Genomic DNA, 26,420 nt, shown 5'->3' with positions numbered 1-26,420 from the left:
TCGCCTAGATCACGACGGTGGCGAGTTCCTAGTGGAACTGGCCTTCCTCGGTCGAGCCCTTGAGAGCAGCGGTCGAGGTGTTGGGGTCGACGGTGGTGGCGATGTTGTCGAAGTAGCCGGCGCCGACCTCACGCTGGTGCTTGACGGCGGTGAAGCCGCGCTCTTCGGCAGCCTTGAACTCGCGGTTCTGCAGGTCGACGAACGCCGACATCTGCTCGCGGGCGTAGCCGTAGGCCAGGTCGAACATGCCGTAGTTCAGCGAGTGGAAGCCGGCCAGCGTGATGAACTGGAAGGTGAAGCCCATGGCGCCCAGCTCGTTCTGGAACTTCGCGATGGTGCTGTCGTCGAGGTGCTTGCTCCAGTTGAACGACGGGCTGCAGTTGTAGGACAGCAGCTGGTCGGGGTACTCGGCCTTGACGGCCTCGGCGAACTTGCGGGCCAGCTCGAGATCCGGGGTACCGGTCTCCATCCAGATCATGTCGGCGTACGGCGCGTAGGACTTCGCACGCTCGATGCACGGCTCGATGCCGTTCTTGACGTGGTAGTAGCCTTCGGCGGTGCGCTCACCGGTGACGAACTGCTTGTCGCGGTCGTCGACGTCGGAGGTGATCAGCGTCGCGGCCTCGGCATCGGTGCGGGCGATCACGACGGTGGGGACACCGGCGACGTCGGCGGCGAGACGAGCCGAGTTCAGGGTGCGGACGTGCTGCTGGGTCGGGATGAGCACCTTGCCACCGAGGTGGCCGCACTTCTTCTCCGACGCGAGCTGATCCTCCCAGTGGGTACCGGCGGCACCCGCGGCGATCATGGCCTTCTGCAGTTCGTAGACGTTGAGGGCGCCGCCGAAGCCGGCCTCACCGTCGGCCACGATCGGCACGACCCAGTTGTCGACCGAGTTGTCACCCTCGACGCGGGCGATCTCGTCGGCACGCAGCAGCGCGTTGTTGATGCGACGCACGACGCTCGGGACCGAGTTGGCCGGGTAGAGCGACTGGTCGGGGTAGGTGTGGCCGGACAGGTTCGCGTCACCGGCGACCTGCCAACCCGAGAGGTACACGGCCTTCAGGCCGGCGCGGACCTGCTGCACGGCCTGGTTACCGGTGAGAGCGCCCAGGGCGTTGATGTAGCTGCCGTCGCCCTTGGTCACGCCGTCCCACAGGATCTCGGCGCCGCGGCGGGCGAGGGTGTGCTCCTCGACGACCGAGCCCTGGAGCTCGGCGACCTGCTCGGCGGTGTAATCGCGCTTGATTCCCTTCCAGCGCGGGTTGGTGTCCCAGTCCTGCTGGATCTCCGCGGCGGTACGGGGCTTTCCGACGTTGCTCATTGGCTGCTTCGCTTTCGTTGTCCTGCTCGTCCCGACCGGGGACCGGATCGGGGCGACGGCCCGGCGCGCCGCCGGAACCTCTCTGCTGACAGACAGCCGATGCCCTCGCCTGGGGTGTGTGATCGCGATCGGCGTCAGTCTCGGCCGAATTTGCGAACCCAGTCGACTTGGTATCGGTGGTGCCTGCAGCAAGGGTGCCACAACACAAACCCGCAGGTCCAACCCTCGAAGCGTGTAAATGTGGGCTATTTTTCGCCACCGGTTTGCAAAGTTTGCGAATATGGTTCTGTGAACGCAAGGCCCACTTCCGCCAAAAAGTACGTCCGTACTGGGATTTTCTACTCACGAGTAGTCGAGCCGATCCTGGGGCCCGGAGGTCCTCGGACCCCCACCCGGACGACCGGATACCCGAAAGTGATGTCCATCACACCTGGGCGGAACGGTCCGCGGACAGCGGACGGCGGCCGTCAGGGTGTGGTGACGCGCTCGACGGCGGTCTCGAAGAGATCCGCGAACACCGACGGTTCGATCGGCTCCACCGGGATGGACGGCGGATCGCTCGCACGGGTGGTCGCACCCGACACCGTCAGCTGCATCGTCAACGGCCCGGATGCCGGCCGGTCGAGCACGGCGTACCCGGCGAACCCGATCTGCCGCCGGACACCGCCGTCGGGCAGGGTCGTCGTGACGTCGGATCGCGTGAGCAGCATCTGCTCCCCTGGCAGCAACCCGCCGTCGATCTCCGGCTGGGGCAGTTCGGTGTACACCGTGAGCACCCGACTGCCCGCGAGGTTGCCGGTGGTGATCTCCGTCGTGGTCCGAGAGCAGCGGCCGGTCGTGGTGAGCCGGTCGGCGTCGATGTCGCGCGATGCGGTGGTGACCAGTTCGACGAGGGTGCCCGTCGCGCCGTCACGGGCGGCCAGCACCGCCGAGTTGTCGGCGGTCAGCTGGTCGTTGAGCGCGGCGTCGGAGGTGGGCCGGCAGTACTCGGGCGTGACGCGCACCGATCGGGAGGCGTCGATGGCGGCCCGGTTCCCGGCGACGAGATCCGCCACCGACAGCGGGGCGGAGGTGTACGCGGGCGGCAGCTGGGCTTCGGACAGCACGAGATCGGCGGGACCGCGGGGAGCCGTCGCTGCTTCCGGATCGCCCGCGCACCCCGCGAGGCCGAGCGCCACTGCCACGACCGACGCGGCCAGCGCTGCCGGCGGGCGGCGTCGGCCGAGGAGGGGTAGCACGCGGTCACCGTACCCTGGGAACGACGCGCGAAGCGGCAGCACCTGTCCGGGAGGTGGACGATGAGCAGGACCTACGTGGGCTCGCGGTTGCGCCAGTTGCGTTCCGAGCGCGGCCTGTCGCAGGTTGCGCTCGCACAGACCCTGTCGATCTCGGCGTCGTACCTGAACCAGATCGAACACGATGCCCGTCCGCTCACCGCGTCGGTGCTGTCGAAGATCACCGAGGCCTTCGGCGTCGACGCCGGGTTCTTCGACTCGCAGGACGATGTCCGGCTGGTCGCGGAGCTGCGTGAGGCCCTGCTCGACGACGACCTCGAGGCCTCCCCCGGCGCACTCGACGCCCAGGGGCTCAGCGCGATGGTCGCCTCGCATCCCGAGATGGCCCAGGCGATGGTGAACCTGCACCGCCGCTACCGGGTCGCCACCGACCAGCTCGCGGCGGCGACCGACGAGCGGGGCGACCGCAGCATGCGGGGCACCATCAGCGCGCCGCACGAGGAGGTGCGGGACTATTTCTACCAGCGCCGCAACTACATTCACGAGCTCGATGTCGTTGCCGAGGAGATGACGACCCGGATGCGGATGCACTCCGCCGACATCCGGCGCGAGATCATGAACCGCATCGAGAGCGTCCACGGCGTCAGCATCGTGCGCCGCGTCGACCTCGGGGACTACACCCTGCACCGGTTCGACCGCGAGGCCCGGCGTCTGGAGTTCTCCGCGTCGCTCTCGGCAGGTCAGCGGACTTTCAAACTCGCCAGCGAGCTCTGCTATCTCGAGTACCAGGATCTCCTGGACAAACTCGTCGACGAGGCGAACTTCAGCGGTGAGGACGCCCGGGCGCTGGGACTACTCGGTCTGGCGAACTACTTCGCCGCCGCAGTCGTCCTTCCCTACAGCCAATTCCACGGCGCCGCAGAGGATTTCCGGTACGACATCGAACGCCTCTCGGCCTTCTACGCCGTCTCCTACGAGACGATCTGCCACCGCCTCTCGACGCTGCAGCGGCCCAACCTGCGGGGCATCCCCTGGTCGTTCGTGCGCGTGGACCGGGCCGGGAACATGTCGAAACGACAGTCCGCCACCGGATTCCACTTCTCGTCCAGTGGCGGCACCTGTCCGCTGTGGAACGTCTACGAGACGTTCGCCTATCCCGGCAAGATCATCACCCAGATCGCCGAGATGCCCGACGGCCGGAACTACTTCTGGGTTGCGCGCACCGTCGAACGCCGCGCCACCCGCTACGGACAGCCCGGCAAGACCTTCGCGATCGGCATGGGATGCGAACTGCGCCATGCCGCGCGGGTGATCTATTCCGACGGTCTGGAGATCGGACCGCAGGCGCATGTGACCCCGATCGGCGCCGGCTGCCGGGTGTGTGAGCGGACCAACTGCGCCCAGCGCGCATTCCCCGCAGTCGGAGCGTCACTCCGCATCGACGAACACACCAGCAGCGTCTCGCCGTACATGAGCCTCACCGAAACGCGCCCCGCCGCGCCCTGATCCGCCCCCCTCTGCTCCCTGAGGTGCGAGGAGCGATAGCGACGAGCCACGAAGGGTCGCAGCACAACTCATCGACACTCGTCCCGAGCGGGCACTCCGCGCAGACGTTCGTCGAGCCAGGTCGCGGTGTCCGGGAACCCGACCGCAGCCGCCGTGACGTGCTCGGCCTCGTACTCCCGATACGTCACCGTCGCACCGAGATCGCACTGCTGGGCGGCGAGCGCCCGCGCCTGGGTTGCGGGAACCCACCACTCGTAGCGCCCGTGGTAGATCAGCAACGGCATCGACGCCTTCAGATCCGACATGGACGTGACCTCGAAGAGCTCTTCGGCGATCGCGGAGTGGAACGGATCGGGGTCGGTCGACAGGAGCTGCGTCGGCAGGTGAGCGATCCCGAGGTTGCCCATGTCATCGGTGCAGATGTTGCGGATCTCCGACGTCGCAAGCCATCTCGCGAGATGGTTCGACATCCGGAGGACCTCGGGCCGTTCTCGGGCGACGCCGAGCATCGCGGCGTGGAAGACCCCGGACGCGAGGTTCGCGTTCATGGCGCCGGCGAGTGTCCGGTAGTCGGCGGGCACCCCGCCGATGGCCGCACCCACGAACCGTCCGGCGATGTCGGGCGCATACTGCGCGGCCAGCTTGGCCGCGCCGTGGGTGGCGATCGCCCCGCCGGAGTAGCCGACCATGGCGACCGGTCCGCGGGCGAAGTTCGCCGGGTCGAGAGCGCCGGCCGCGCGCAACGAGTCGAGGATCACGTGGCCCGCGACATACGGTTCGGCGTAGGCCATCCGGGGCCCGGTGTGGTCGGGCACGAGCACCGCATAACCCCGGTCCAACGCGAGCTGGGTGAACGGCGGGATGAGATCGGTCTCGTTCGTGTTGTTGGTGAAACCGTGCGCGTAGGTGAAGCCCGTCGTGCACTTGGTGCCCAGCGCGACGATCGGCGAGTTGTTGACCAGGACGGGGCGGTCGCCCCGCCCGGTCCAGGCCTTGGCCGGCAGCAGCAGGGTGGCCGTGCCGAACATCGGGGCGCCGTTGGCGTCGGTCGTCCGGAACTTGACCTGCCGCGCCGATCGCAGCGGGACGACGACCAGGGGCTGTGCCACCCGGGTCACCGACCGCGTGGTCAGGACCTCACCGGGTGTCCGCGCGGCCAGACCGGCCGGCCAGTGGTCGAAGAACCGGTCGCCACTGGGCGACGGCATGATCGCCTCGCGCAGTTCTTGCAGTTCACGGGAGGCGCCGGGAATCCGGGACCGTTCCGGGATGCGCGACAGCTTCTCGACCGGCGGCGCCGGGATCAGGCCGTCGACGTCCGCCGGCAACTGTGGCGGGACCGCGGTGAGATTGGGCGGCTCGGCATCGGCGGGACCACTCGTCCCGGTCGGGCCCGCGAGGAGCGCCACGGCGGCACACGTCGCCGTCACCGCGACCGCTGCTCGTCGGACCGATCGTCGTAGAACACCCCTGGTCGGCATCGCCAACCTCCCGTCTCACCTCGGCCATCGTCGAGTCGCCCGCCCCCCGGCAGCACCTCTGACGACTCGAACCGCGATGACCTCCGCCAATGCTAGTCGGTGACGACGGCCTGCGCGGGAGCGACCATCCATGGCGGCACCCATGTAGTCCGGTCGGGTGACACGCGAAACCGCCTATCGCGCCGCACATCACGGTTGCGTCTCGGTGCGGCGACCATCGATGCGCAACGGAGGTCCGCGCCGGGTCGACTGTCCTAAGGTCACCGACGAAGCGCTCTTCGACGCGGAGGCACCGCCATGACGGAAACCCGGCACGCGCTTCGACGCCGGGCGGTGTGGGCGGCCACCGTGCTGGTGGCCGCCGTCGGCTCGCTGGTGGCCGCCGTCGGCTCGCTGTCCGCCGGACCATCGGCCGCGGACCCGCCGAACATGATGCCGCTGCCGCCGCCCGTCGCAGGCGCGATCGACCGCGTGGTGCCACCGCCGCCGATACCGCGGCTCCGCACGATCCCGCCTCGTGCGCGGGCCGACGGATTCGACCACCGCGCACTCGAATTGCGCGAAGCGATCCTGCCGTCCCCCACGGGTGACCCGATGTTCGACCGCTGGCCGGCCGACCTGGATTCACGCACGCCGGGAGACGTGATCGCCACCCGCGACGTCACCGCCGCCGCCGGGCCGGTGGTGACCGTACCGCTCCGATCGGCAACGCTGATCAAGTTCCGCAGCACCGATGCCGTCGGGGCGCCGATCTACGGCACCGCGACCCTGCTGGTCCCGCGTCGAACGGCCAGAGCACCGACGCCGATGCTCGTGAACAACCTGCCGATCGACTCACTCGGTGCCGCCTGCACACCGGGACACACACTCGCACATGGGTTTTCCATCGCGACGGGCGTCACCGACCTGATCCCGCCGACGACCCAGTTGGCGCTGCACGAGGGCTATGCGGTGCTCGTGCCCGATCACCAGGGACCCCGGATGGCCTACGCGGAGCCGGTGCTCGCCGGGCACGTGATCCTCGATGCCGTCCGCGCGACCCTCCATGTGCGCCCGGAATTGTTGCGCCGCAGTCGGATCGCCATGACCGGGTACTCGGGCGGTGCCATCGCCACCCACGGTGCGGCGAAACTACTGGGCGAGTACGCACCCGAGCTCACCGACCGTGTCGTCGGCGCGGCTCTCGGCGGTGTCCCGGCTGACTTCCGCATGCTGGTCGGGAGCATGAACGCGAACCTCGCGACCGGCCTGTTCCACGCGGCCACCGTCGGCATCGCGCGCGAGCGTCCAGAGATCCTGGCCCTCGCGAACCGGCCGGCGCGCTGGCTCGCGTCGTCGCCGTTGAAGAACGTGTGCGTGATCCCCGAGGCGGTGGCCGGCGGCACCTTCCTGCCGATGCAGTTGCTCTCGAGTGATCCCGACCCGTTCCGGTCGCCGACCGCCGAGCGGATCTATCGGCTGACCGCGATGGCCGACCGCGCCTCCGTCGTCCCCCTGCTGATCTACCACGGCACCCACGAGTGGTGGATACCCGCGGCCGGCGCCCGCACCCTCTACCGCGAACAGTGCGCCCTCGGCGCGGTCATGGCCTACCGCGAGGTCTTCGGTGAACACGTCAGCGCGGCGCTGCTCGGCTTCCCCGTCGCCCTCGACTGGCTCGACCGCCGGCTACGCGGCGAGCCGGCCGTCGACGAGTGCCGCCGCTGAGCGTCGAGCCGCCCCGGTCAGAAGACGAGGACGCGAAGGTTCTCGGCGACGCACGCGGGCTTCGCCTCACCCTCGATCTCGACGGTGTTGGTGACGACCATGTTCACGCCCTTGGGGGTCTCCTCGATCGAGGTGATCACCGCGTTCGAGCGGATGCGGGCGCCGACCTTCACCGGGTTCGGGAAGCGCAGCTTGTTCATGCCGTAGTTCAGGACCAGCTTGGGACCTTCGACGGTGAAGATCTTCCCCGCGATCATCGGCAGCAGCGACACCGTCAGGTACCCATGCGCGATGGTCGTCCCGAACGGACCGGACTTCGCACGCTCGGGGTCGACGTGAATCCACTGGTGATCGCCGGTCGCATCGGCGAAGGCGTCGACCCGTTCCTGGGTGATCTCGAGCCACTCGCCCGAGCCGAGGTCCTCGCCGATCGCGGCCTTCAGTTCATCGACACTGGTGAACGTCCGTGTGGTGTGCGTCATAGTCCGCGTAGTCTACCGTGGGCCCATGGGCACACCTCGCGTCGCACCGGGTGGTTTCCGGGAGCTCGGGCCGGTCAATTTCGTCTTCGCGCGGGGGGCCGCACGCGTCATGGGTGTCGACGACGCGCACATCTTCTCGACCCTCGGTCGCGCGAAAGGTTTGTTCCGCGGGTGGCTCCACTTCAGCAGTCGCCTCATGCCGTTCGGTGTGTTGTCGCGGAAGGACTCCGAGATGGTGATCATCCGGGTGGCCCACCTGCGGCATTGCGACTACGAACTCGACCATCACCGACGCCTCGGCCGTCGGGCCGGGATCACCGCCGACGAGTTCGACCGCATCCTCGAGGGGCCCGACGCCGGGTGGGGTGATCGTGAACGGGCGATCCTGCGCGCGGTCGACGAACTCGTCGAGACCAAGGACGTCTCCGACATCGCCTGGCAGGCGTTGTCCCGGCACCTCGACGACCGGGGGCTCATCGGGTTCACCCTGCTCGTCGGTCAATACGACAGCCTCGCGACCACCATCCACACGCTGCGCGTCCAGCGCGACGCCCGCTCCTGACTGCGACACCCCTGACATGGAGTCGATCGCGCAGCGCCTGATGCGCAACGAGTATTTCGCCGAGATCTACGAACATCTCTGGCGGCCGACCTTCACCCGGCTCTTCAGCCTCGGCGGCCGTTCCACCGCCGACTTCGACCGTGCACTACGCGCCTACCTCGCCCGCCCCGGCGACCGGTTGGTCCTCGATGTCGCCTGCGGCCCCGGCAATTACACACGCGAGATCGCCGACGGACTCACCGGCGACGGTCGCTGCATCGGCATCGACTTCTCCGCGCCCATGCTGGCGCGGGCCGCGCAGACCAACGCGGTGGGGCGGGCCGCGTTCCTGCGGGGTGATGCCCACGCATTGCCGTTCGCCGACAACACCTTCGACGTGGTGACCTGCCTGGCGGCGCTCTATCTGATCCCCGACCCGCTACCGGTCGTCGACGAGCTGGTGCGGGTGACCGCACCCGGTGGCGAGATCGTGGTCTTCACCTCGGTGACGACGCCGCTCACCTCGTTCCCGGGCGTCCGGCCGCTCGCCGGGGCGAGCGGGTACCGGATCTTCGACGACCACGAGATCGTCGAGCGCCTCCGACGCGCCGGAGTGACCGATATCGAGCAGACGATCACCGGTCAGGGCCAGTTCGTGCTGGCGCGCAGGGCGGCGTCGTAGGCGGCCCGAGGCGCGTCAGAACTCCCGGTAGTCGCGGACCGTCATCCGCGGCCCGCGCCGCTCCGGACGGGCGCCGCGTCGGGCGACCAGCCTGATGATCCGTTGACGTTGCCCCGCATAGGGTTCGAGCAGTTCGAGCATGCCGGCGTCGTCGACCGCCTCGCCGATCAGGGTGAGCCCGACCAGTTTCGGGATGTGATAATCGCCGACGTTGACCACGTCGGGGTCGCCGAGTGACCGCGACAGCGTCTCGGCCTCGGTCCACTGTCCGACGCCGCGCAGGACGGTCAGCTTTCGCGCATGACGTTCGACGTCGATGGTGGCCGCGCCGCGGATGGTCCGCATGCGAACCGGTTCGATTCCGCTGCGGTGCCACTCCCAACTCGGAATCCGCACCCAGTCCTCCCTGGGCGGCGGCACCCGCATGGTCTCCGGCACCGGCCCCGGTGCGGGAGAACCGAAGCGTCGCACCAGGTAACGCCAGGCACGAAACGCCTCGGCACCGACGACCTTCTGCTCCAGGATCGCCGGCACGAGGGCCTCCCACACCCGATCGGTGCGCGAGAGCCGCAGACCCTCGGCGCGCCGGACGAGTTCGGCCACAACCGGATCGCGCGGCACGAGGGCGGCCGGATCGTCGGCGGCCCCGAGGAAGACCGGCATCTGTTCGAGCAACCAGTCCGCGCCGGGTCCCCACGCGCGCCCGAGAACGACGCCGGACCGCACGGCGATCGTCAGGGTGCCCGGCCCGTCGGGGGTGTACACCGCCCGCCAGACCGAACCGTCCCCGGCGTACACGAACGACGGGTCGCCTGCACCCCGCCGGTGCAGGCCCACCGTCCCCGGCAGGTCGAGCGGCCACGGGAGCTTCCACTCCCGGGACCGCTCGTCGGCACTCAAGCGACTACAGGTTGATCATGTGCCCGAGAGCGCCGTGGAACGTCTCCTGCAGGGCTTCCGACATGGTCGGGTGGGTGTGCACGTTGCGTGCCAGTTCCTTGGCGGTGAGGTCCCACTTGTGGGCCAGCGTCATCTCGGGGAGCATCTCGGAGACGTTGTCGCCCACCAGATGTCCGCCGAGCAGCTCGTCGGTGTCGGCATTGGTGACGAGCTTCGCGAAGCCCGTGGTCTCGCCGAGGCCCTGCGCCTTGCCGTTGGCCGAGAACGGGAAGGTCGTCGCCTTCACGTTGTAACCCTCGTCCTTGGCCTGCGCCTCGGTGAGCCCGAAGGAGGCGACCTGGGGCTGGCAGAACGTCGCGCGCGGCATGAACCGGTAGTCGCCGAGGGTCATGGTCTCGACACCGGCGATGGTCTCGGCGGCCACCACGCCCTGCGCCTCGGCGACGTGGGCGAGTTGCAGCTTGGCGGTGACGTCACCGATCGCGTAGATGTTGTCGACGTTGGTGCGCATGTAGTCGTCGATCGCGATGGCGCCGCGGTCGGTCAGCTCGACACCGGTCTTGTCCAGGCCGAAGCCGTCGACGCGCGGGGCGAATCCGACGGACATGAGGACCTTGTCGACGGTCAGCTCGCCCTCTTTGTCCTTGGCGTCGGTGTAGGTGACGGTGACGCTGTCGCCGTTGTCGGTGACCGACTGGACCCGGGTGGAGGTCAGCAGTTTGATGCCGAGCTTCTTGTATTCCTTGGCGAGCGCCTTCGACGCGTCGGCATCCTCGTTGGGCAGCACGCGGTCGAGGAACTCGACGATCGTGACGTCGACACCGTAGTTGGCCAGCACATAGCCGAACTCCATGCCGATGGCGCCCGCACCGACGATGACGATGGACTCGGGCAGCTCACGGGTGAGGATCTGGGTCTCGTAGGTGACCACGTTCTCCGACAGCTCGACGCCCGGGAGCAGCTTGACCGTGGAGCCGGTGTCGATGATGACGTTGTCGAACGTGATCTCCCGATCGCCCACCTTGATGGTCTTGGCGTCGGTGAACACGCCATACCCGTCGATCTCGGTGATCTTGTTCTTCTTCATCAGGTAGTGGACGCCCTTGACGATGCCGTCCGACACCTTGCGGCTGCGGTCGAACGCCGCCCCGAAGTCGAAGGACACGTCACCACTCATGCCGAAGGTCTTGGCCTGATGGTTGAAGATGTGCGCGAGCTCGGCGTTCCGCAGCAGCGCCTTGGACGGGATACATCCGACGTTCAGACACACACCGCCCCAGTACTTCTCCTCGATGACGGCGGTTTTCATGCCCAGTTGAGCCGACCGGATCGCGGCTACGTACCCACCTGGACCTGCACCCAATACAACTGTTTGAAAGTGTTCAGCCACGACCGCCAGCCTACGTCCCGACCGACCGTCGCCGCAGAGTGTCCCAATACTCGCCGGTAGCAACCAGCGTATTCAATCATTGATTGAAACATCGACTGAACTGTGCTTTCCTCGACGTGTGACCCAGACCACGCGCGCCGGACGCGGTGGGCGCGGCGATTCGACGTCGCTGCCCACCCGCGACGCCCTGCTGGCCGTCGCCGAACGTCTCTTCCTCGCCGAGGGATACGACAAGGTGTCCGTCCGGGCGATCTGCGCGGCCGCCGAGGCGAACCCGGCCGCAGTGCACTATCACTTCGGCACCAAAGACGACCTCACCATCGCGCTGCTGGAGTCTCGCCTGGGTCCGCTGTGGGCCGACCCGCTGGCCTCCCTCGACCCGGCCGCGACGCCGATCGCGCGTGTCGTCGACGTCGTGGTGGCCCCCTTCGTCGACCTGCAGTCCGACCCGACCGGACATCTGCACCTACAGCTGCTCGCACGGTTTGTATTCGCCCATCCCACCGCGAGCTGGACGTCGCGCTGGTTCGATCTCGATCCGTTCGCCGACATGCTCGCCGAGGCCGTCCCCGGCCTGACCGCGACCGAAGCGCGCCGACGCTGGGCACTCGCCTTCCAGCTGATCCTCCTGCGGTTCGGCGGCACCGAGACCTCGAGCCCCGCCTCCGTGACGGCCCTGTCCGGCTTCGTCACCGCCGGACTGACCGCACCCGCCACGTGAGACACGAGTGAGAGGACCCGTTGTGGACAGCCCCACCACCGGACCGTTCAGCCCCGCCCGGCTGGGACCGCTGCACCTGCGGAACCGCCTGATCAAATGCGCCACCTTCGAGGGGATGACGCCCGACGCCCTGGTGACCGACGAACTCATCGAGTTCCATCGCGAGGTCGCCGCCGGCGGGGTGGCCATGAGCACGGTCGCCTACTGCGCGATCTCACCCGAGGGCCGCACCGACCGCCACCAGATCTGGATGCGCCCCGACGCGGTTCCCGGATTGCGGAGACTCACCGACGCCATCCACGCCGAAGGAGCGCTCGCGGCGGCCCAACTGGGGCACGCGGGCGCGGTCGCGAACTCGGCGTCGAACCGGGCCGCCTCCCTGGGACCGTCACGGATACCCGCGCCGATGGGGATGTCGGTGACCCGTGCGATCAGCGTCGGCGACATCGCCGACCTGCGGACCACGTTCCGCCGGGCCGCACGGCTTGCGGTGGACTCCGGCTTCGACGGACTCGAGATCCACTGCGGCCACAACTATCTCATCTCCAGCTTCCTGTCCCCGCTGCTGAACCGGCGTCGTGACGCCTACGGCGGGAGCCTCGTCAACCGCGCCCGCCTCGCCCGTGAGGTGGTCGAGAGCGTGCGCGACGAGGTCGGGGACCAGGCTGCGATCTGGGTGAAGCTCAACCTCTTCGACGGCGTCGGCCGGGTCGACCTCGAGCGCTCGCCCGCGGCGCGGACCCGGGGCCGGGCGAGGCTGAGTGGCTTCAACGTCGACGAGGCATGCCAGGTGGCACAGCTGCTGGAATCCGACGGCCACCTCGACGCCATCGAACCGACCGCGGGTAGTTCACTGCTCAACCCGATGTACCTCTTCCACGGCGAGGCACCCCGCAAAGAGTTCGCCGATGCGTTCTCCGGTGCGATGAAGTACGGACTGAAGGCCTTCGCACCGGTCTTCCTGAAGCACTACCGCTATCACGACGCCTATCTGCTGCCTCTCGCGCGCGAACTCCGCAAGGCCGTCGATCTGCCGCTCATCCTCCTGGGCGGCGTCACCGATCGCGCCTCGATGAACCTCGCGCTCGCCGAGGGCTTCGATTTCATGGCGATGGGGCGCGCGCTCCTGCGTGAACCCGACCTACCTCTGCGCCTCGCCGCCGACCCGTCGACGACGTCGAAATGCGTCCACTGCAATCTCTGCATGCCGACGATCTACTCCCACACCCGATGCCCGGTCCGGACCGGCGAGGTCCCCGACCCGGCGGCCGCCCACCATTAGGGTGGGGGCCATGCCTCCCCGCCGTCGCAAGGACACCCCGCCACCGGCGACCGGCGGTTCGGAGAAGGAGGTGCTGGTCGGTTTCCTCGACTATCTGCGCGCCTCCGCGGTGGCCAAACTCGACGGCGTCTCCGAGGTCGACGCCCGTGCGGCCGCGGTGCCGTCGGGCACCAGCCTGTTGGGGGTGGTCCGCCATCTGACGTTCGTCGAACGGTTCTTCTTCCTGGGCGAGGACGCGGACGACTGGCAGGCGACGTTCGCATGCCCCGACGACGAGACCGTGGCGTCGGTGCAGGCGGCATACCGCCGCGCGGTGTCCGAGGCCGGCGAGGTCATCGACGCCTACACCGATCTCGCCGAGGCGGCGCCCAGGGCGTGCGGACGTCGCTCCTCCCCGTCGATGCGGTGGGCGTTGACCCACATGATCGAGGAGACCGCCCGTCACGCCGGCCATCTCGACATCATCCGCGAGGGCGTCGACGGCCGGACGGGCCGCTGACCGTCAGCGCCGGATGAACTCGCCGTTGCTCTCCTCGTCGTCGTAGTACTCGATCGTCATACGCGGGCCGTCGAACGTGACCTGCGAGATCGAGCCAGGTTCGGCGTTCTCGTTGAGCAGGGTGAAGGTGAAGGTGTTGCCGTCCCAGTGGGAGAGCTCGTGTTTGCGGACGCCGCCCGGCCCCATCTCCAGGACGAGCTTCCCGTCGCGTTCGACGATCTCCGCCGGTCCGTACACCGCGTTGGCGTAGGTACCCACATACGACGGCAGTGGTTGCGACGGTGCGGGATTCGACGGCGGTTCCTTGCCGACGAGTTCGCCGCTCGGCACACTCAGGGGGGCATAGGCCTTCGCATAGAGGTCGCGCCAGTCGTTGCGGATCTCGCCGAACTGCACGAGGTCCATGAACTCGGCGGCGATCGAGTCCACCGCACCGAGGGGCGCGGCGTTGGACAGGACGACGATGGCGGTGTCGGCCGACGGCAGGATCGAGAACACCGTGCCGGCGCCCGACGCGAACGCGCCGGCGTGGTTGAACTGCGTCCGGGCGTCCTCGGTCACCCCGACGTTGAAGCCGTAGCCGTACGATCCGGCGCGATTGTCGGGCGTCTGGGGCGGGCTCGACACGATCTGCGGTGAGAGGGCCGGGAGCAGCGCGTCGGGGGCCACGACCTCCTGGCCGTTGTGCTTGCCCTGCGCCAGCACCATCTTCAGCCACGTCGCCATGTCGTTGACGTTCGAGCTCACACCGCCGGCGGGTGACTGCGCGTCGGGATCGCGCGGGATCGGGGTCTTGACCCACTTGCCGTCTTCCTTGATGTGCCCCACCGCGCGGTCGGCCCGGCGCTCGAAGTCGACGTAGCGGGAGCTGGTGCTGGTCATGCCCAGCGGGCCGTAGATGAGGTCCTGCGACAGCGTCGCCCAGTCCGTCCCGGCCTTCACCGCCACCGCCTCGCCACCGGTCGTCACCCCGAAGTTGGTGTAGGCGTAGCTGATCCGGAACGGGTCGAGCGGCATGAAGCGCATGCGCTGCATGATCTCCTGCTGCGAGTACCCCATGTCCTCGAGTTTGTCGCCCGCATGGTCCGGCAGACCGGATCGGTGCGAGTACATGTCGCCGACGGTCACAGTGCGCGTGACGTACGGTTCGGCGAGCGCGAACCACGGCAGCGATTCCACGATCGGCATCTCCCACGTCACAGTCTTGTCGGTGACGGCGGCCGCGACCACCGTCGATCCCACCGACTTCGACACCGACGCCAGCTGGAAGACGGTGTTCGGGTCGACGGCCTCACCGGTCGTGATGTCCTTGACACCGAAGCCCTTGGCGTATTTGGTCTCACCGCCGGACACGACGGCCACGGCCACACCCGGGATCTTCGTCGACTCCATCATCGAGTTGACCAGGTCGTCGAGCTGTCCGACCGCCTTGTCGACCGCGTCGGCCGGCAGCGGTTCGGCGGCAACGGCATTCGGGTTCTCCAGAGACTCCGATGCAGACGGTGGCGCCCCGGTGCCCGAGGACCCGCTGTCGCAAGCCGCGACGAGCGCGACCACGGCGACTAGGGAACAGGTGGCCATCGAGAGGCGGGCCCATCTCGGCGTCCGCGGGGGTTCATGGCCGGGACAGCGGGCGGGAACGGAATGGGCAGTGGCCATGGGGGTCTCCTCGACGTCGCTCGGTCACGATACCCCGGGCGCGAAGCGGGAAGTGGGCGTTTTGCGCAGGTCATTTGCGGGGGGAGACAGTGAGGTCCACGCGTGCTGTCGCGGCGTCGTGCCGACTACTGTCCGGGGCATGGATCACCACGCACCGCCCGCGGGCGCCGACGGTTCCGGATCGTCGGCGTCGTCGAGTTCCACTTCGCCATTTCCGCTGTCGTTGACCCGAGAGGACACAGCGTGGATCGGGCGCCGGGCGGTGACTGCGCTGGGCGCGCTCGGGTCGACTGCCACCCTCGCGGCCGACGGTGCGTCGGTGCGCCGCGATGACGGGGCGACACACGGACTCGACTCAGTGTTCCGACGATGCGCTTCGACACCGCGCGATCAGTGGGGGCCCGCCATCGATCTCCACTTCGGGCAACTCGTCCGCGCCCGAAGCGATGTGCCCCCTTCGAGACTGGCGCCCGAGGAGTTCGAGTCCCGAGTGCGCACCCGGCTCCTCACGTTCGACGCGGTCGACTCCGCACCCATCGATCTCGGGTATGCCCGTCGCCTGGCCGACGACCTGGCGATGGTGTTGTGCATTGACAACCCGGAGACGGTCGCCTACCTCCCATCCGACGAGGTGTCCGAGCGCGGCGTCGACCGGCTCTTCGTCGTCGGACAGCGCAACACCGACGCCGAACCCGTCGAGTTCGTCTCGTCGCCAACCGACGGCCCGCTCACCTGGGTTGCGGGTGCCTCGGTCTTCATCGCCTCCAAACTCGGCAACATGCCCGCGATACTCCACGCGGTGTTCGGCGTCTCCGAGGCGCCCGACGGCGTGGTCGTGGGGGTACCTGACCGCAACACGATCTGCATGCACCGCGTACGCGACGAGACGGCGGTCCTCGCCATCAGCGATCTCGCTACTGCGACTGCGAAGAGACACGAAACCGCCGTCGGCAAGCTGAGTCCACACATCTACTACTGGCGTGAGGGCGTGGTGACCCGGATCTCGACCGCCGACCCCGACACCCGGCAGCTCTCGATCACCCCCGGCCCCGACCTCGAAGCGGCACTGCAGCGCTTTCTGTGAGCCCGTCGAACGGCTTGTGGGGGAAGCATCCCGCCGTCGACACCCGCGTAGGTTGGACGCCATGACCGAGCACGGCTACGACGCCCCCACGTCCGACACCGACCCGTACCTGTGGCTGGAAGAGGTCACCGGCGACGACGCGCTGTCCTGGGTGCGCGCGCACAACGAGCCCACGGTGGCGGCGTTGACGTCGTCGGAACGCTTCCGCGAGTTGGAGGCCGCGACGCTTGCCGCCCTGGACACCGACGACCGCATCCCCTACGCGCGTCGCCGCGGTGAGTACCTGTACAACTTCTGGCGCGACGCGACCAACCCGCGTGGCCTCTGGCGTCGTACGACGTACGACTCCTATGTGACCGACACCCCCGACTGGGATGTCCTCATCGACGTCGACGAACTCGCACGCGCCGAGGACGAGAACTGGGTGTGGGCCGGCGCCTCCGTCCTGCGTCCCGAGTACGAGCGCGCGCTGATCTCCCTCTCGCGCGGCGGCGCCGACGCCTCCGTGGTCCGCGAGTTCGACATCCCGTCACGCACCTGGGTCGCCGACGGCTTCGAGCTGGCGGAGAACAAATCCGACGTCGGGTGGATCGATCGTGACACCGTCTACGTCGGAACGGATTTCGGCGTGCAACCGGACGGGCTGAGCTCGCTGACCGATTCCGGTTACCCCCGCATCGTCAAGCGCTGGACGCGCGGCACCCCGCTGTCGGAGGCCGTGACGGTCTTCGCCGGCGAGACCGGGGACGTGTCGGTGCGGGCGAGCTACGACAGCACACCGGGATTCGAACGCCACTTCGTCGGTCGCGCCACCGACTTCTTCAACTCTCTCGACTACGAACTGCGCGACGGCCGCCCCGAGTTGCTCGACGTGCCCACCGACGCGCACGCCGGGGTCCGGATGAACTGGCTGCTGGTGCTCACGCGATCGGAGTGGGAGATCGACGGCACCACACACGCACCGGGCACCCTGCTGGCCTTCGACTACGAGTCCTACCGGGCGGGCGACCGCGACGCGACAGTGCTCTTCGCGCCCGATGCGCACACGAGCCTCGTCGACTACGCCTACACGCGTTCGCATCTCATCATCGTGAAGCTGCACGACGTGCACACCCGGGTCGAGGTACTCGAACTCGGCACCTGGCAGGACGTGGACATGCCGGGTCTGCCCGACCTCGCCACGGTGTCGGTCCTCGACACCGATCCCGACGAGAGCGACGAGGTGTTCTGGTCGGCGACGTCGTTCACCGATCCGCCGAGTCTGCTCCACGGCCACAGCGGCCGGGCCCCGGAGGTCATCAAACACAGTCCCGCGTTCTTCGACTCCGACGCGGTGACCGCCGAGCAGCACTTCGCGACGTCCGACGACGGCACGCAGGTGCCGTACTTCGTGGTGCGTCGTCGCGACGTGTCCCACGGACCGACGCTGCTCTACGGCTACGGCGGATTCGAGAACGCCCTCACCCCGAGCTATCTCGCGATCGCCGGGCAGAGCTGGATCGAGCGCGGCGGGATCTACGTCATCGCCAACATCCGGGGCGGCGGCGAATACGGCCCGTCGTGGCACACCCAGGCGCAGAAAGCGGGGCGGCACAAGGTGTACGAGGATTTCGCTGCCGTCGCGCGCACCCTGGTCGACACCGGACTCACCACTGCGTCACAGCTGGGCGCCCAGGGTGGTTCCAACGGCGGGTTGCTCATGGGCGTGATGCTGACGCGCTATCCCGAGCTGTTCGGCGCCCTGGTCTGCCAGGTCCCGCTCATCGACATGAAGCGCTACCACCTCCTGCTGGCCGGGGCGTCGTGGATGGCCGAGTACGGCGATCCCGACGACCCCGAACAGTGGGAGTTCATGAAACCGTTCTCGCCGTATCAGAACGTCGACGCGGACGCGACCTACCCGCCCATCCTGGTCACGACGTCGACCCGCGACGACCGCGTCCACCCCGGCCACGCGCGCAAACTCGTTGCCCGCCTGGAGGAAACCGGCCACGACGTGCAGTACTACGAGAACATCGAGGGCGGCCACGGCGGCGCGGCGGACAACAAGCAGGCCGCGTTCAAATCGGCCCTGGCCTACGAGTTCCTCTGGCGGACACTCTCTCCCGACGCCTGACCGCTCCGGAAGACCACCACTGCCGCCGGCCGGACCGACCGCTCGCCGACGACCAGCCCGGGACGGAGCAGCTCGGCGACGGTGCGGTCGGCGGACGCGTCGTCGGTCGGATGGACGTCGACCGCCTCCATGGTGCGGGCATCGAAGTCGGTTCCGGCGGGCGGTGCGACGACCGCTCCCCCGCGGCCGACGATGAGGCGTTCCAGTCCGGCGCGCAGCAGCTCGAACGCGGGCCGGTCGGCTTCCGACGCCGAGACCGCGCACGTCGCCGCATCGGTGTGGAGCGCGAAGAGGTCGACCAGCAGGGCGGTGTCCGCCCCGGCCGCCGCGGCCGGGGACTTCGCGGCGTCGACGAGCCGCTCGATCGTCCTGGTCTGCCGCGCGACCACGAGGGCGAGGTCGGACACCTGCTCGCCCAACTGCGCGAGCCCGTCGATTCGCTCGGGCACATCACCCTCCGGAGACGTCATTCCGCCAGCGTAATCAACTCCACCGGCCGATCGTCCGGCACCGGCGAGACCGTCTGCGCTGCTAGCATCCCCGATCGTGGGCGTAATCGGGATCGACCTCGGAACCACCAACTCGGCGATGGCGAAGATCGACGCCGACGGCCGCCCGGAGGTGATCGTCGGACTGACCGGCGCACCGACCACCCCGTCGACGGTATTGCTGACGTCGCCGACGGATCACGTCGTCGGCGAAGGGGCCCGCCGGCAGGCCAGACTCGACCCGGAGAACGTCTGCAGCCTGGTGAAGCGGCGGATGGGCGATGCCCAGTGGCGTTTCGTCGCGCACGGTCAGACCTGGTCGGCGCCGGCGATCTCGGCGCTCATCCTCAAGTCACTGATCTCCGACGCCACGTTCGCCGGCGAGCAGGTCGAGCGGGCCGTGATCACGGTGCCCGCCTACTTCGGCGACGAGGAGCGGCGCGCGACGATCCAGGCCGGCACGTACGCCGGCCTCGAGGTCGCGGGGGTCCTGTCCGAGCCGATCGCCGCCGCTCTGTCCTACGGCTTCAGCCGCCTGACCGACCCGCTGGCCAAGGGCACACCCGACGAGACGGTCCTGGTCTACGACCTCGGCGGCGGGACCTTCGACGCGACGGTCATCGAACTCGCCGATCGCCGGATCACCGTGCTCGCCGTCGACGGCGATCACCAGCTCGGCGGTGCCGACTGGGACGAGCGGTTGGCGCTGCACCTCTCGCGCACGTTCTGCGCCGAACACCCCGACGCCGAGGACCCGCTCGACGACTCGGCCGGCTCGCAGTCGCTCATCCTCGCCGCGGAGCGCGCCAAACACGAACTGACCGAGTCGGATTCGACCTCGGTCATCGTCGCCCACGACGGCGTCCGGTCGGTCATCACGCTCACCCGGGCCGAACTCGAGGAACTCACCCGTCCGCTGCTGGCCCGGACCGTCGAACTCACCCGATCATGCCTGGCCGCCGCCGAACGCCGAGGGGTGTCAGCCGTCGACCGTGTCCTGCTGGTCGGCGGTTCGTCGCGGATGCCGATGGTCGCGCGGGAACTCGCCGCCGCACTGGGCAAGACACCGGAACTGAACGACCCCGACCTCGCCGTCGCCCGCGGGGCGGCGATCTACGGCGAGAAGCTGGAGATCGAACGACTCGTCCGCGCCGACCTCACCACCCGCGGACGCCTGCGCGAGGAGCGCGGTCTCGACGCCGTCGCACCGGCCGACCTCGACGAGTCCTGCAGCCGGGTCGCCCACGCGTTCGCGCTGCCCGTCAGCAGTGTCCGCCGCATGCTCGAGGTCCTCGTGGACACAGTGGTCTCCCGCGGTTTCGGGGTGCTGGCGGTCAACGGCCACAACGGCGAACTCGAGGCCAGCTGGCTGGTCCAGCGGAATTCGACGCTCCCGATCCGGGTGCGACGGTCGTTCGGGACCATGCGACGCGACCAGTCCCGCATCGAACTGGTCGTGCTGGAACAGCAGGGGCAGTCGGCTTCCCCGAGACCGGAGGACGCCAAGGTCCTCATCGAAGGAGCGATCACCGACATCCCGCCCGGATACGACGAGGGCAGCGAGGTGTCGGTGACCTTCGAGATGGCCTTCGACGGCGTACTGCACGTCACCGCGTTCCACGTCGATGCGCAGATCCCGCTCACATTGTCGGCCAAAACCGGTGCCTCGCTGTCGAAATCGGAGGTCGAGCGGGAACTCGACCAGGTCCACCGCTCCCGGCGCCGCGACCACTGACCGCCTCCGCCGGAGGGGAGAGACCTGGATGGAACCGTTCGTCGGCAACGACTATCGCAAACGTGTGCTCGCCGCGGTCGAGAAACGCGGAGGCCCGAGCGAATCGGATTCGTTCGAACTGTATGACCTCCCGATCGAGGAGGCCGAGCGGCTCGACGACGCCGCGGTGGCCGCCCGACTCGACGAGGTGTGGGCCTTCTGGCAGAAGCAACGCGACCACCCGAAGTACCGCATCCTGGTGGCCCGGTTGGTTGCCGAACACGACGAGCGGTCGGCGCCGTTGCGGCACAAGACCGGTCGGATCGCCGAGGCCCGTGCGGTGAGCACCCGACGCGAACTGCGCGATCAGCAGCGATTCGAACTCCTCGACAACGCGATCGCGCGGCTCAACGAACGCTACGGCGGAATCCCGAGATCCAAGCGCGCCGGGCTGGACGAGATCGGCGCCATGGGCGGCCTCGATCCGGCCGAGATCGCCACCCGACTGCGGCGTCATCGCATCGTCGACGACGCACCGCCCGCGTCCGTCGAACCCGTGCCTCCGCGGGTGTCGTTGTCGGCGCAGCAACGCGGTCAGATCGTCGACCTGCTCGCCGAGTTCGACCGACTCCGCGACGGCGACCCGACCCCGACGCTCCTGACCCTGCTGCACCTCGACACCGACGCCGCCGCCGATCGCGGTCTCATCGAGTCCCGGGCCGCCGCGGTCAACGAACGAGCCCGTGAGCTCGCCGCCGGTCGGTTCCGCGCGGTCCTCGACGAGCTGCTGGTCCACGTACACGACGTCCTGCTCTCCGATCCCGTGCTGGCGCAGGAGTATCGGCAATCGGTCATCGACGCCGTGACCGACCATCTCCGGCCACGGGTCCGGGCCGCGGTCCTGGTCGAGGACGAACTGGGTGCGCAGGACCATGAGTTCCTGCTCGACGAGGCCCGCACCCGCGGACTCGGCGCACGCGATGCGCGCACCGTGATCGCTGGACTCGCCGCCGAATTCGGAGCAGCCGTGAGCCCACCGGCCGGCCCCCCGCCGTCGGCCGAGCCACCCCCGCCGTCGGCCGAGCCACCCCCGCCGTTGGCCGAGCCTGTCGAGGTCCCCCCGCCGAAGCGGCTGTGGGAGAACGATCTCCGCGCCGCCCGCGCCGCCTTGCGCGACGGCCTGCCCGTAGGGGCGCGCGCGGCCATCGCCGATGCGCGTGCCGGGGCCGGCGACGATGCCGCGGCGCTCCGGCAGATCGCGGCGGTCGCCGACGAGGTCGAACGGGTCATCGCGCAGGCGGTGGCGGACTCCCGCCGGGCCCGGGACCTCGCGGACGAGATGCGCCACGTCGCGGCGCTCGAACTGCTGGAGGACGTGTTCCGGCGGGCCCGGGACATCGACCGTCTTCCCGACTCGGGCGGGTCGCTCCAGGCCCGCCTCGAGGCGTCGCGGGACATCGTCGCCCAGGCGGGCGAGATCGCGCGGTCGGCATCCGCGAGCGACCCGGCGAGCCTCACCGCCGCCGCCGAGATGCGACGTCGGATCACCGATCACGAGGGCCTCAACTCGGCGGCGACGGTGCTGACCGTGGAGCCGCCGAGCAACGTCCGGTTCGTCGCCGAGAGTGGTGCGATCACCGTCTCCTGGGATCCGTCCGCGACGGAGTCGGTGACCTACCGCGTCGTGCGCATCGGGTTCGACGGGTCGACCCGGACGCTCGGCCGCACCGCGGGGACCGAACTCTCCGACGGCAGTCGGCCCGACCCGGTGCCGCCGGTGTACGAGGTCACCGCCGTGCTGGCCGGCAACCAGTCCGCCCCCGCCCGCTCCGACGCCACCCCCGCGCCGGCCGCCCCCGCCTCGGCGACCGCAGCGCCGCAGCCGCCGGCGACCCCCCATCCCGACGATCCGCCGCCGATCACCGCAGTCCGCGTCGACGCCGACACCGTGCGCTTCGAGTGGCCGGCCGGTGTCACCGAAGCGATGGTGGTCGTTCGGGCGGATGCCGCTCCGGAACACCCCGCCGACCCGGCGGCGGTCGCGTCGAAGATCACCAACACCCGATACCAGATCGACGACGGCTACCCGATCCCCGCGAACGTCCCACGTCCCTGCCATGTCGCCGTGGCCAGCTGCCGCCGGAATCCGCAGGGGCAGCTCGACGTCGCATCGAGTTTCGGTCCGTCCGCGCGGGCCCACGCCCCGGCAACGGACACCGGTCGCTGACGATGGTCCACTACGCTGGGCGCCAACACCTGCGGCGAGTGTGTTTTCGCCGTCCGATCATCGCACCCGACGACGATGTCACCACGACGAGATGAGGAACCGAGATGGGGATCGACTACACGAAGCGTCCGAAGGCCCAGCCGCCGCAGCCGCCCGCCCAACCCCCGGCCGCTCCCGCGGGTTACGGCCAGCAGCCGCCCACCCCCGCGGGCTACGGTCAGCAGCCGCCCGCGCCGCCGGTCTCGCTGTCGAAGATCACCCTCACGAAGTCGGCGCCGAGCATCTCGCTGAGCAAGCAGGGTGCGACCTCCGGTCAAGTGCGTGTCAATCTGAGCTGGACGTCGAACTCCAAGGGCGGCGGTCTCTTCCGCAAGGCGCAGGGTATCGACCTCGACCTCGCCTGCCTGTGGGAGTTCACCGACGGGAGCAAGGGAATCGTGCAGGCCCTGGGCAACTCGTTCCGGGCGCCCCGTGACGGACAACCGATCATCTACCTCGACGGCGACGACCGCTCGGGTTCCGGCGGCGAGAACATGTACATCGACCTCTCCGCGACCGACCGGATCCGCCGGATCCTGATCTTCGCCTACATCTACGAGGGCACCCCGAACTGGGCCGGGGCCAACGGCGTCGTCACCCTGTTCCCGGCCAACGGCCCGGAGATCGAGGTCCGGCTCGACGAGGCGGACCAGTCGGCGCTCTCGTGCGCGATCGCCTTGTTCGAGAACCGTGGTGGCGAGCTGGTTCTCAACCGCGAGGTGCGCTACATCCGCGGGGCACAGGACAAGGTCGACGAGGCGTACGGCTGGGGAATGAACTGGCGCGGAGCGCGCAAGTAGTGGCCGACTCCACGACGTCCGACCGGTTGGCCAGCTTTGTCGCCGGTCTGGCCGATGGCTCCCTGCGAGTCATCGACCTGACGACCCCGCTCAGTGCGGCGACGCCCGCGCTGCGACTGCCCGCGCCGTTCGCGAACCTGATCGACTTCAGTCTCGAAGAGGTCAGCGCCTACAACGAGCCGGGGCCGTACTGGCGGCACAACAACATTCACACCGGCGAGCACATCGGCACCCATCTCGACGCACCGATCCACTGGATCAGCGGACGCGACGGGGACGACGTCTCGCAGATCCCGGTGCAACGGCTGATCGGCCCGGCGGCCGTCCTCGACCTGACCGATGAGGTCGCCGACGATCCGGATCATCTCCTGAGCGTCGCCGAGGTCGAGGCCTGGGAGACCGAACACGGTCGCCTCACCGCCGGCACCTGGTTACTGTTGCGGAGCGGCTGGGAGTCGCGCGGGGGCTCCGAAGCCGAGTTCCTCAACGCCGACGACACCGGGTCGCACACCCCCGGGGTGTCGGTGGAGTGCGCGCAGTGGCTGGCCACCGAGCGCGAGATCACCGGCCTCGGCGTCGAGACCGTCGGCGTCGACGCCGGTCTCGCGGGCGGCTTCGATCCCGCCTTCCCCGTGCACTACCACTTCCTCGGCAACGACAAGTACGGGCTGACCTCGCTGCGCAACCTCGGCTCGCTCCCGCCGACCGGCGCGGTGATCGTCGTGAGTCCGTTGCCGATCGTCGGCGGCACCGGCAGTCCGTCGCGCGTGCTGGCGATCGTCGAGAGTTGATGGCGGCACCCGGCCGCTACGGTCCGACGGTCGCCGACGTCGCGGGCCGCGTTCTCGCCGATCTCGGCGTCGGCCATGCCTTCGGTGTGGTCGGCAGCGGAAACTTCGTGCTGACCAACGCCCTTCGGGCCGGCAGTGTCCCGTTCACGGCCGCCCGCCATGAGGGCGGCGCGGCCAGCATGGCCGATGCCTACTCGCGGATGTCGGGACGGGTGGGCGTGTTGTCGGTCCATCAGGGCTGTGGGCTCACCAACGCGATGACCGGCATCGCCGAGGCCGCCAAGAGCCATACGCCGATGATCGTGCTCACCGCCGATGCACCCGCGTCGGCGTTGCGGTCGAACTTCCGCATCGACCAGGAGGCGCTCGCCGCGAGCGTCGGCGCCGTGAACGACCGCGTCTACGGACCGGGCACGGTGGTGACGGATGTGATCCGCGCCTTCCGCACCGCGGTGACGCAGCGCCGGACCGTCGTGCTCCATGTCGCCATCGATATCGCCGCGGCCGCAGCGGATTCCGAGGGACCCGTCGAGCTCTCCGCCGAACCGCCGCGGCCGCGTCCCGACACCCGGTCGGCGGCCCGCCTCGCCGATGCGATCCGCGGTGCGCGGCGTCCCGTCTTCGTCGCGGGCCGAGGGGCGCGCTCCGCCGGTCCGGAGATCGCGGCCCTGGCCGAGGCCGTCGGTGCGCTGGTGGCGACGTCGGCGGTCGCGACCGGCCTGTTCGCGGGAAACCCGTTCTCGCTCGGCATCTCCGGCGGCTTCTCCTCCCCCACCACCGCCGAGCTGATCGCCGACGCCGACCTCATCGTCGGATGGGGTTGCGCCCTGAACATGTGGACGATGCGGCACGGCCGACTCATCGGCAAGGACACGACCGTGGTGCAGGTCGACGTCGACATCGACGCCATCGGTGCACACCGCCCGATCGACCTCGGGGTGGTCGGCGACTGCGGTGCAACGGCGGCAGACGTGCACACGATCCTGGCGGCCGACGGCCGCACCACCGGTTATCGCACCGACGAAGTCAGGGAACGGATCTCGGCGTCATCGAGGTGGCAGGACGTCCCCGTCACCGGCGAGGTGACCCCCGGTCGGGTCGACCCGCGGGCACTGACGATCGCGCTCGACGAGATCCTGCCCGCCGACCGCGTCGTATCCATCGACTCCGGCAACTTCATGGGTTATCCGTCGACGCATCTGTCCGTGCCAGACGAATTCGGCTTCTGTTTCACGCAGGCCTTCCAGTCGATCGGACTGGGCCTCGGCACAGCCATCGGCGCGGCGTTCGCGCAACCGGACCGGGTCCCGGTGCTAGGAACCGGCGACGGCGGATTCCTCATGGCCATCGCCGAATTGGAGACCGCCGTACGTCTGGCACTGCCGTTGGTCGTGATCGTCTACAACGACTCCGCATACGGTGCCGAGGTGCACCACTTCGGCGACGCCGACATGACGACGGTGACGTTCCCCGAGGTCGACATCGCCGCGATCGCCCGTGGACACGGCGCGACGGGCGTGACGGTCACCGGCCTCGACGACCTGGACGAGGTACGGGACTGGGTCGCCTCGCTCTCTTCACCCCAACCGTCGGGTCCTCTCGTCATCGACGCCAAGATCACCGACGACGGCGGCGCCTGGTGGCTCGCGGAGGCCTTTGCCGGGCACTGACCCCGCCGGGATCGCCTCACACTGTGGAGTTGTCAAAGGTCGTGTGGCGCCGGGGTCGACGCCAGAGGGGTTGGTCTGCGCT

Annotated in this window: 22 protein-coding genes; 14 read left to right on the top strand and 8 right to left on the bottom strand. The window is 69.1% G+C overall.

The window, feature by feature from the left end; genetic code table 11:
• Positions 1-28 precede the first annotated feature (28 nt).
• Positions 29-1,324, bottom strand: coding sequence for an isocitrate lyase (gene aceA, locus ACFVHY_RS00370; protein ID WP_058251280.1), 1,296 nt, complete (start codon positions 1,322-1,324; stop codon positions 29-31).
• Positions 1,325-1,791: 467 nt separating this feature from the next.
• A complete protein-coding gene (locus ACFVHY_RS00365) occupies positions 1,792-2,562 on the bottom strand; it encodes a hypothetical protein (protein ID WP_390266918.1) in 771 nt (256 codons plus the stop codon).
• Positions 2,563-2,622: 60 nt separating this feature from the next.
• Between ACFVHY_RS00365 and ramB the strand changes: the two genes are divergently transcribed.
• Positions 2,623-4,065 carry an acetate metabolism transcriptional regulator RamB gene (gene ramB, locus ACFVHY_RS00360; protein WP_390266915.1) on the top strand — a complete coding sequence of 481 codons (1,443 nt, stop codon included), beginning with the start codon at positions 2,623-2,625 and terminating at the stop codon, positions 4,063-4,065.
• Between the two features lie 68 nt (positions 4,066-4,133).
• Here the strand turns inward: ramB and ACFVHY_RS00355 are convergent, their stop codons facing one another.
• Entirely contained in the window at positions 4,134-5,546 is a 1,413-nt protein-coding gene (locus ACFVHY_RS00355) for a lipase family protein (RefSeq protein WP_390266912.1), read from the bottom strand.
• A 297-nt stretch (positions 5,547-5,843) separates the two neighbouring features.
• Here ACFVHY_RS00355 and ACFVHY_RS00350 point away from each other — a divergent pair, with 297 nt between their 5' ends.
• A complete protein-coding gene (locus ACFVHY_RS00350; protein ID WP_390266909.1) occupies positions 5,844-7,253 on the top strand; it encodes a lipase family protein in 1,410 nt (469 codons plus the stop codon).
• A gap of 17 nt (positions 7,254-7,270) precedes the next feature.
• Here the strand turns inward: ACFVHY_RS00350 and ACFVHY_RS00345 are convergent, their stop codons facing one another.
• Positions 7,271-7,735 carry a MaoC family dehydratase gene (locus ACFVHY_RS00345; RefSeq protein WP_058251282.1) on the bottom strand — a complete coding sequence of 155 codons (465 nt, stop codon included), beginning with the start codon at positions 7,733-7,735 and terminating at the stop codon, positions 7,271-7,273.
• 25 nt (positions 7,736-7,760) lie between these two features.
• Between ACFVHY_RS00345 and ACFVHY_RS00340 the strand changes: the two genes are divergently transcribed.
• Together ACFVHY_RS00340 and ACFVHY_RS00335 are read left to right on the top strand one after the other, a co-directional pair.
• On the top strand, positions 7,761-8,297 hold the full coding sequence (locus ACFVHY_RS00340; RefSeq protein WP_390266906.1) for a carboxymuconolactone decarboxylase family protein: 537 nt from the start codon (positions 7,761-7,763) through the stop codon (positions 8,295-8,297).
• Between the two features lie 16 nt (positions 8,298-8,313).
• Positions 8,314-8,958: a class I SAM-dependent methyltransferase gene (locus ACFVHY_RS00335; protein ID WP_390266903.1), complete on the top strand. Its 645-nt coding sequence runs from the start codon at positions 8,314-8,316 to the stop codon at positions 8,956-8,958.
• A gap of 15 nt (positions 8,959-8,973) precedes the next feature.
• Here the strand turns inward: ACFVHY_RS00335 and ACFVHY_RS00330 are convergent, their stop codons facing one another.
• Both ACFVHY_RS00330 and lpdA read right to left on the bottom strand, forming a co-directional pair.
• On the bottom strand, positions 8,974-9,858 hold the full coding sequence (locus ACFVHY_RS00330; protein ID WP_390266899.1) for a DNA-3-methyladenine glycosylase family protein: 885 nt from the start codon (positions 9,856-9,858) through the stop codon (positions 8,974-8,976).
• A 4-nt stretch (positions 9,859-9,862) separates the two neighbouring features.
• Positions 9,863-11,248 (bottom strand): dihydrolipoyl dehydrogenase, encoded by a 1,386-nt coding sequence (lpdA, locus tag ACFVHY_RS00325; RefSeq protein ID WP_390266896.1) that lies wholly within the window; start codon positions 11,246-11,248, stop codon positions 9,863-9,865.
• A gap of 118 nt (positions 11,249-11,366) precedes the next feature.
• On the opposite strand from lpdA, the gene ACFVHY_RS00320 reads away from it, so the two are divergent.
• The 3 genes from ACFVHY_RS00320 to ACFVHY_RS00310 are packed head-to-tail and all read left to right on the top strand — an operon-like array spanning position 11,367 to position 13,750.
• Positions 11,367-11,969, top strand: a complete 603-nt coding sequence (locus ACFVHY_RS00320) for a TetR/AcrR family transcriptional regulator (RefSeq protein WP_390266893.1) — start codon at positions 11,367-11,369, stop codon at positions 11,967-11,969.
• Between the two features lie 22 nt (positions 11,970-11,991).
• Positions 11,992-13,251: an NADH:flavin oxidoreductase gene (locus tag ACFVHY_RS00315; RefSeq protein ID WP_390266890.1), complete on the top strand. Its 1,260-nt coding sequence runs from the start codon at positions 11,992-11,994 to the stop codon at positions 13,249-13,251.
• Positions 13,252-13,261: 10 nt separating this feature from the next.
• On the top strand, positions 13,262-13,750 hold the full coding sequence (locus ACFVHY_RS00310) for a DinB family protein (RefSeq protein ID WP_390266887.1): 489 nt from the start codon (positions 13,262-13,264) through the stop codon (positions 13,748-13,750).
• A gap of 3 nt (positions 13,751-13,753) precedes the next feature.
• On the opposite strand, the gene ACFVHY_RS00305 is transcribed toward ACFVHY_RS00310, so the two are convergent.
• On the bottom strand, positions 13,754-15,331 hold the full coding sequence (locus ACFVHY_RS00305; protein ID WP_390268747.1) for a serine hydrolase: 1,578 nt from the start codon (positions 15,329-15,331) through the stop codon (positions 13,754-13,756).
• A 217-nt stretch (positions 15,332-15,548) separates the two neighbouring features.
• Here ACFVHY_RS00305 and ACFVHY_RS00300 point away from each other — a divergent pair, with 217 nt between their 5' ends.
• A complete protein-coding gene (locus ACFVHY_RS00300) occupies positions 15,549-16,493 on the top strand; it encodes a hypothetical protein (RefSeq protein WP_390266884.1) in 945 nt (314 codons plus the stop codon).
• A gap of 61 nt (positions 16,494-16,554) precedes the next feature.
• On the top strand, positions 16,555-18,609 hold the full coding sequence (locus ACFVHY_RS00295; RefSeq protein WP_390266881.1) for a prolyl oligopeptidase family protein: 2,055 nt from the start codon (positions 16,555-16,557) through the stop codon (positions 18,607-18,609).
• Here ACFVHY_RS00295 and grpE read toward each other — a convergent pair.
• Complete coding sequence (gene grpE, locus ACFVHY_RS00290) at positions 18,570-19,079, bottom strand: nucleotide exchange factor GrpE (protein ID WP_390266878.1); 510 nt, start codon at positions 19,077-19,079, stop codon at positions 18,570-18,572. The genes ACFVHY_RS00295 and grpE overlap by 40 nt on opposite strands.
• Before the next feature lie 76 nt (positions 19,080-19,155).
• Between grpE and ACFVHY_RS00285 the strand changes: the two genes are divergently transcribed.
• From ACFVHY_RS00285 to ACFVHY_RS00265, 5 genes are all read left to right on the top strand, one after another.
• On the top strand, positions 19,156-20,832 hold the full coding sequence (locus ACFVHY_RS00285; RefSeq protein ID WP_390266875.1) for an Hsp70 family protein: 1,677 nt from the start codon (positions 19,156-19,158) through the stop codon (positions 20,830-20,832).
• A 28-nt stretch (positions 20,833-20,860) separates the two neighbouring features.
• The gene (locus ACFVHY_RS00280) at positions 20,861-23,038 is read left to right on the top strand and encodes an Ig-like domain repeat protein (RefSeq protein ID WP_390266872.1); all 2,178 of its coding nucleotides are present in this window, start codon (positions 20,861-20,863) and stop codon (positions 23,036-23,038) included.
• 104 nt (positions 23,039-23,142) lie between these two features.
• The gene (locus ACFVHY_RS00275; RefSeq protein WP_078111705.1) at positions 23,143-23,877 is read left to right on the top strand and encodes a tellurium resistance protein; all 735 of its coding nucleotides are present in this window, start codon (positions 23,143-23,145) and stop codon (positions 23,875-23,877) included.
• Positions 23,877-24,668, top strand: a complete 792-nt coding sequence (locus ACFVHY_RS00270) for a cyclase family protein (protein ID WP_390266869.1) — start codon at positions 23,877-23,879, stop codon at positions 24,666-24,668. The genes ACFVHY_RS00275 and ACFVHY_RS00270 overlap by 1 nt, the downstream gene beginning before the upstream one ends.
• Positions 24,668-26,338, top strand: a complete 1,671-nt coding sequence (locus ACFVHY_RS00265) for a thiamine pyrophosphate-binding protein (RefSeq protein WP_390266866.1) — start codon at positions 24,668-24,670, stop codon at positions 26,336-26,338. Before ACFVHY_RS00270 ends, ACFVHY_RS00265 begins: the two co-directional genes overlap by 1 nt.
• Positions 26,339-26,420 lie beyond the last annotated feature (82 nt).

Origin of the sequence: Gordonia sp. NPDC127522, assembly GCF_042672305.1 — a bacterium.
Lineage (GTDB): Bacteria > Actinomycetota > Actinomycetes > Mycobacteriales > Mycobacteriaceae > Gordonia > Gordonia hongkongensis.
The sequence above is the reverse complement of the archived record's forward strand: the minus strand, read 5'-3'. Positions and strand labels throughout refer to the sequence as shown.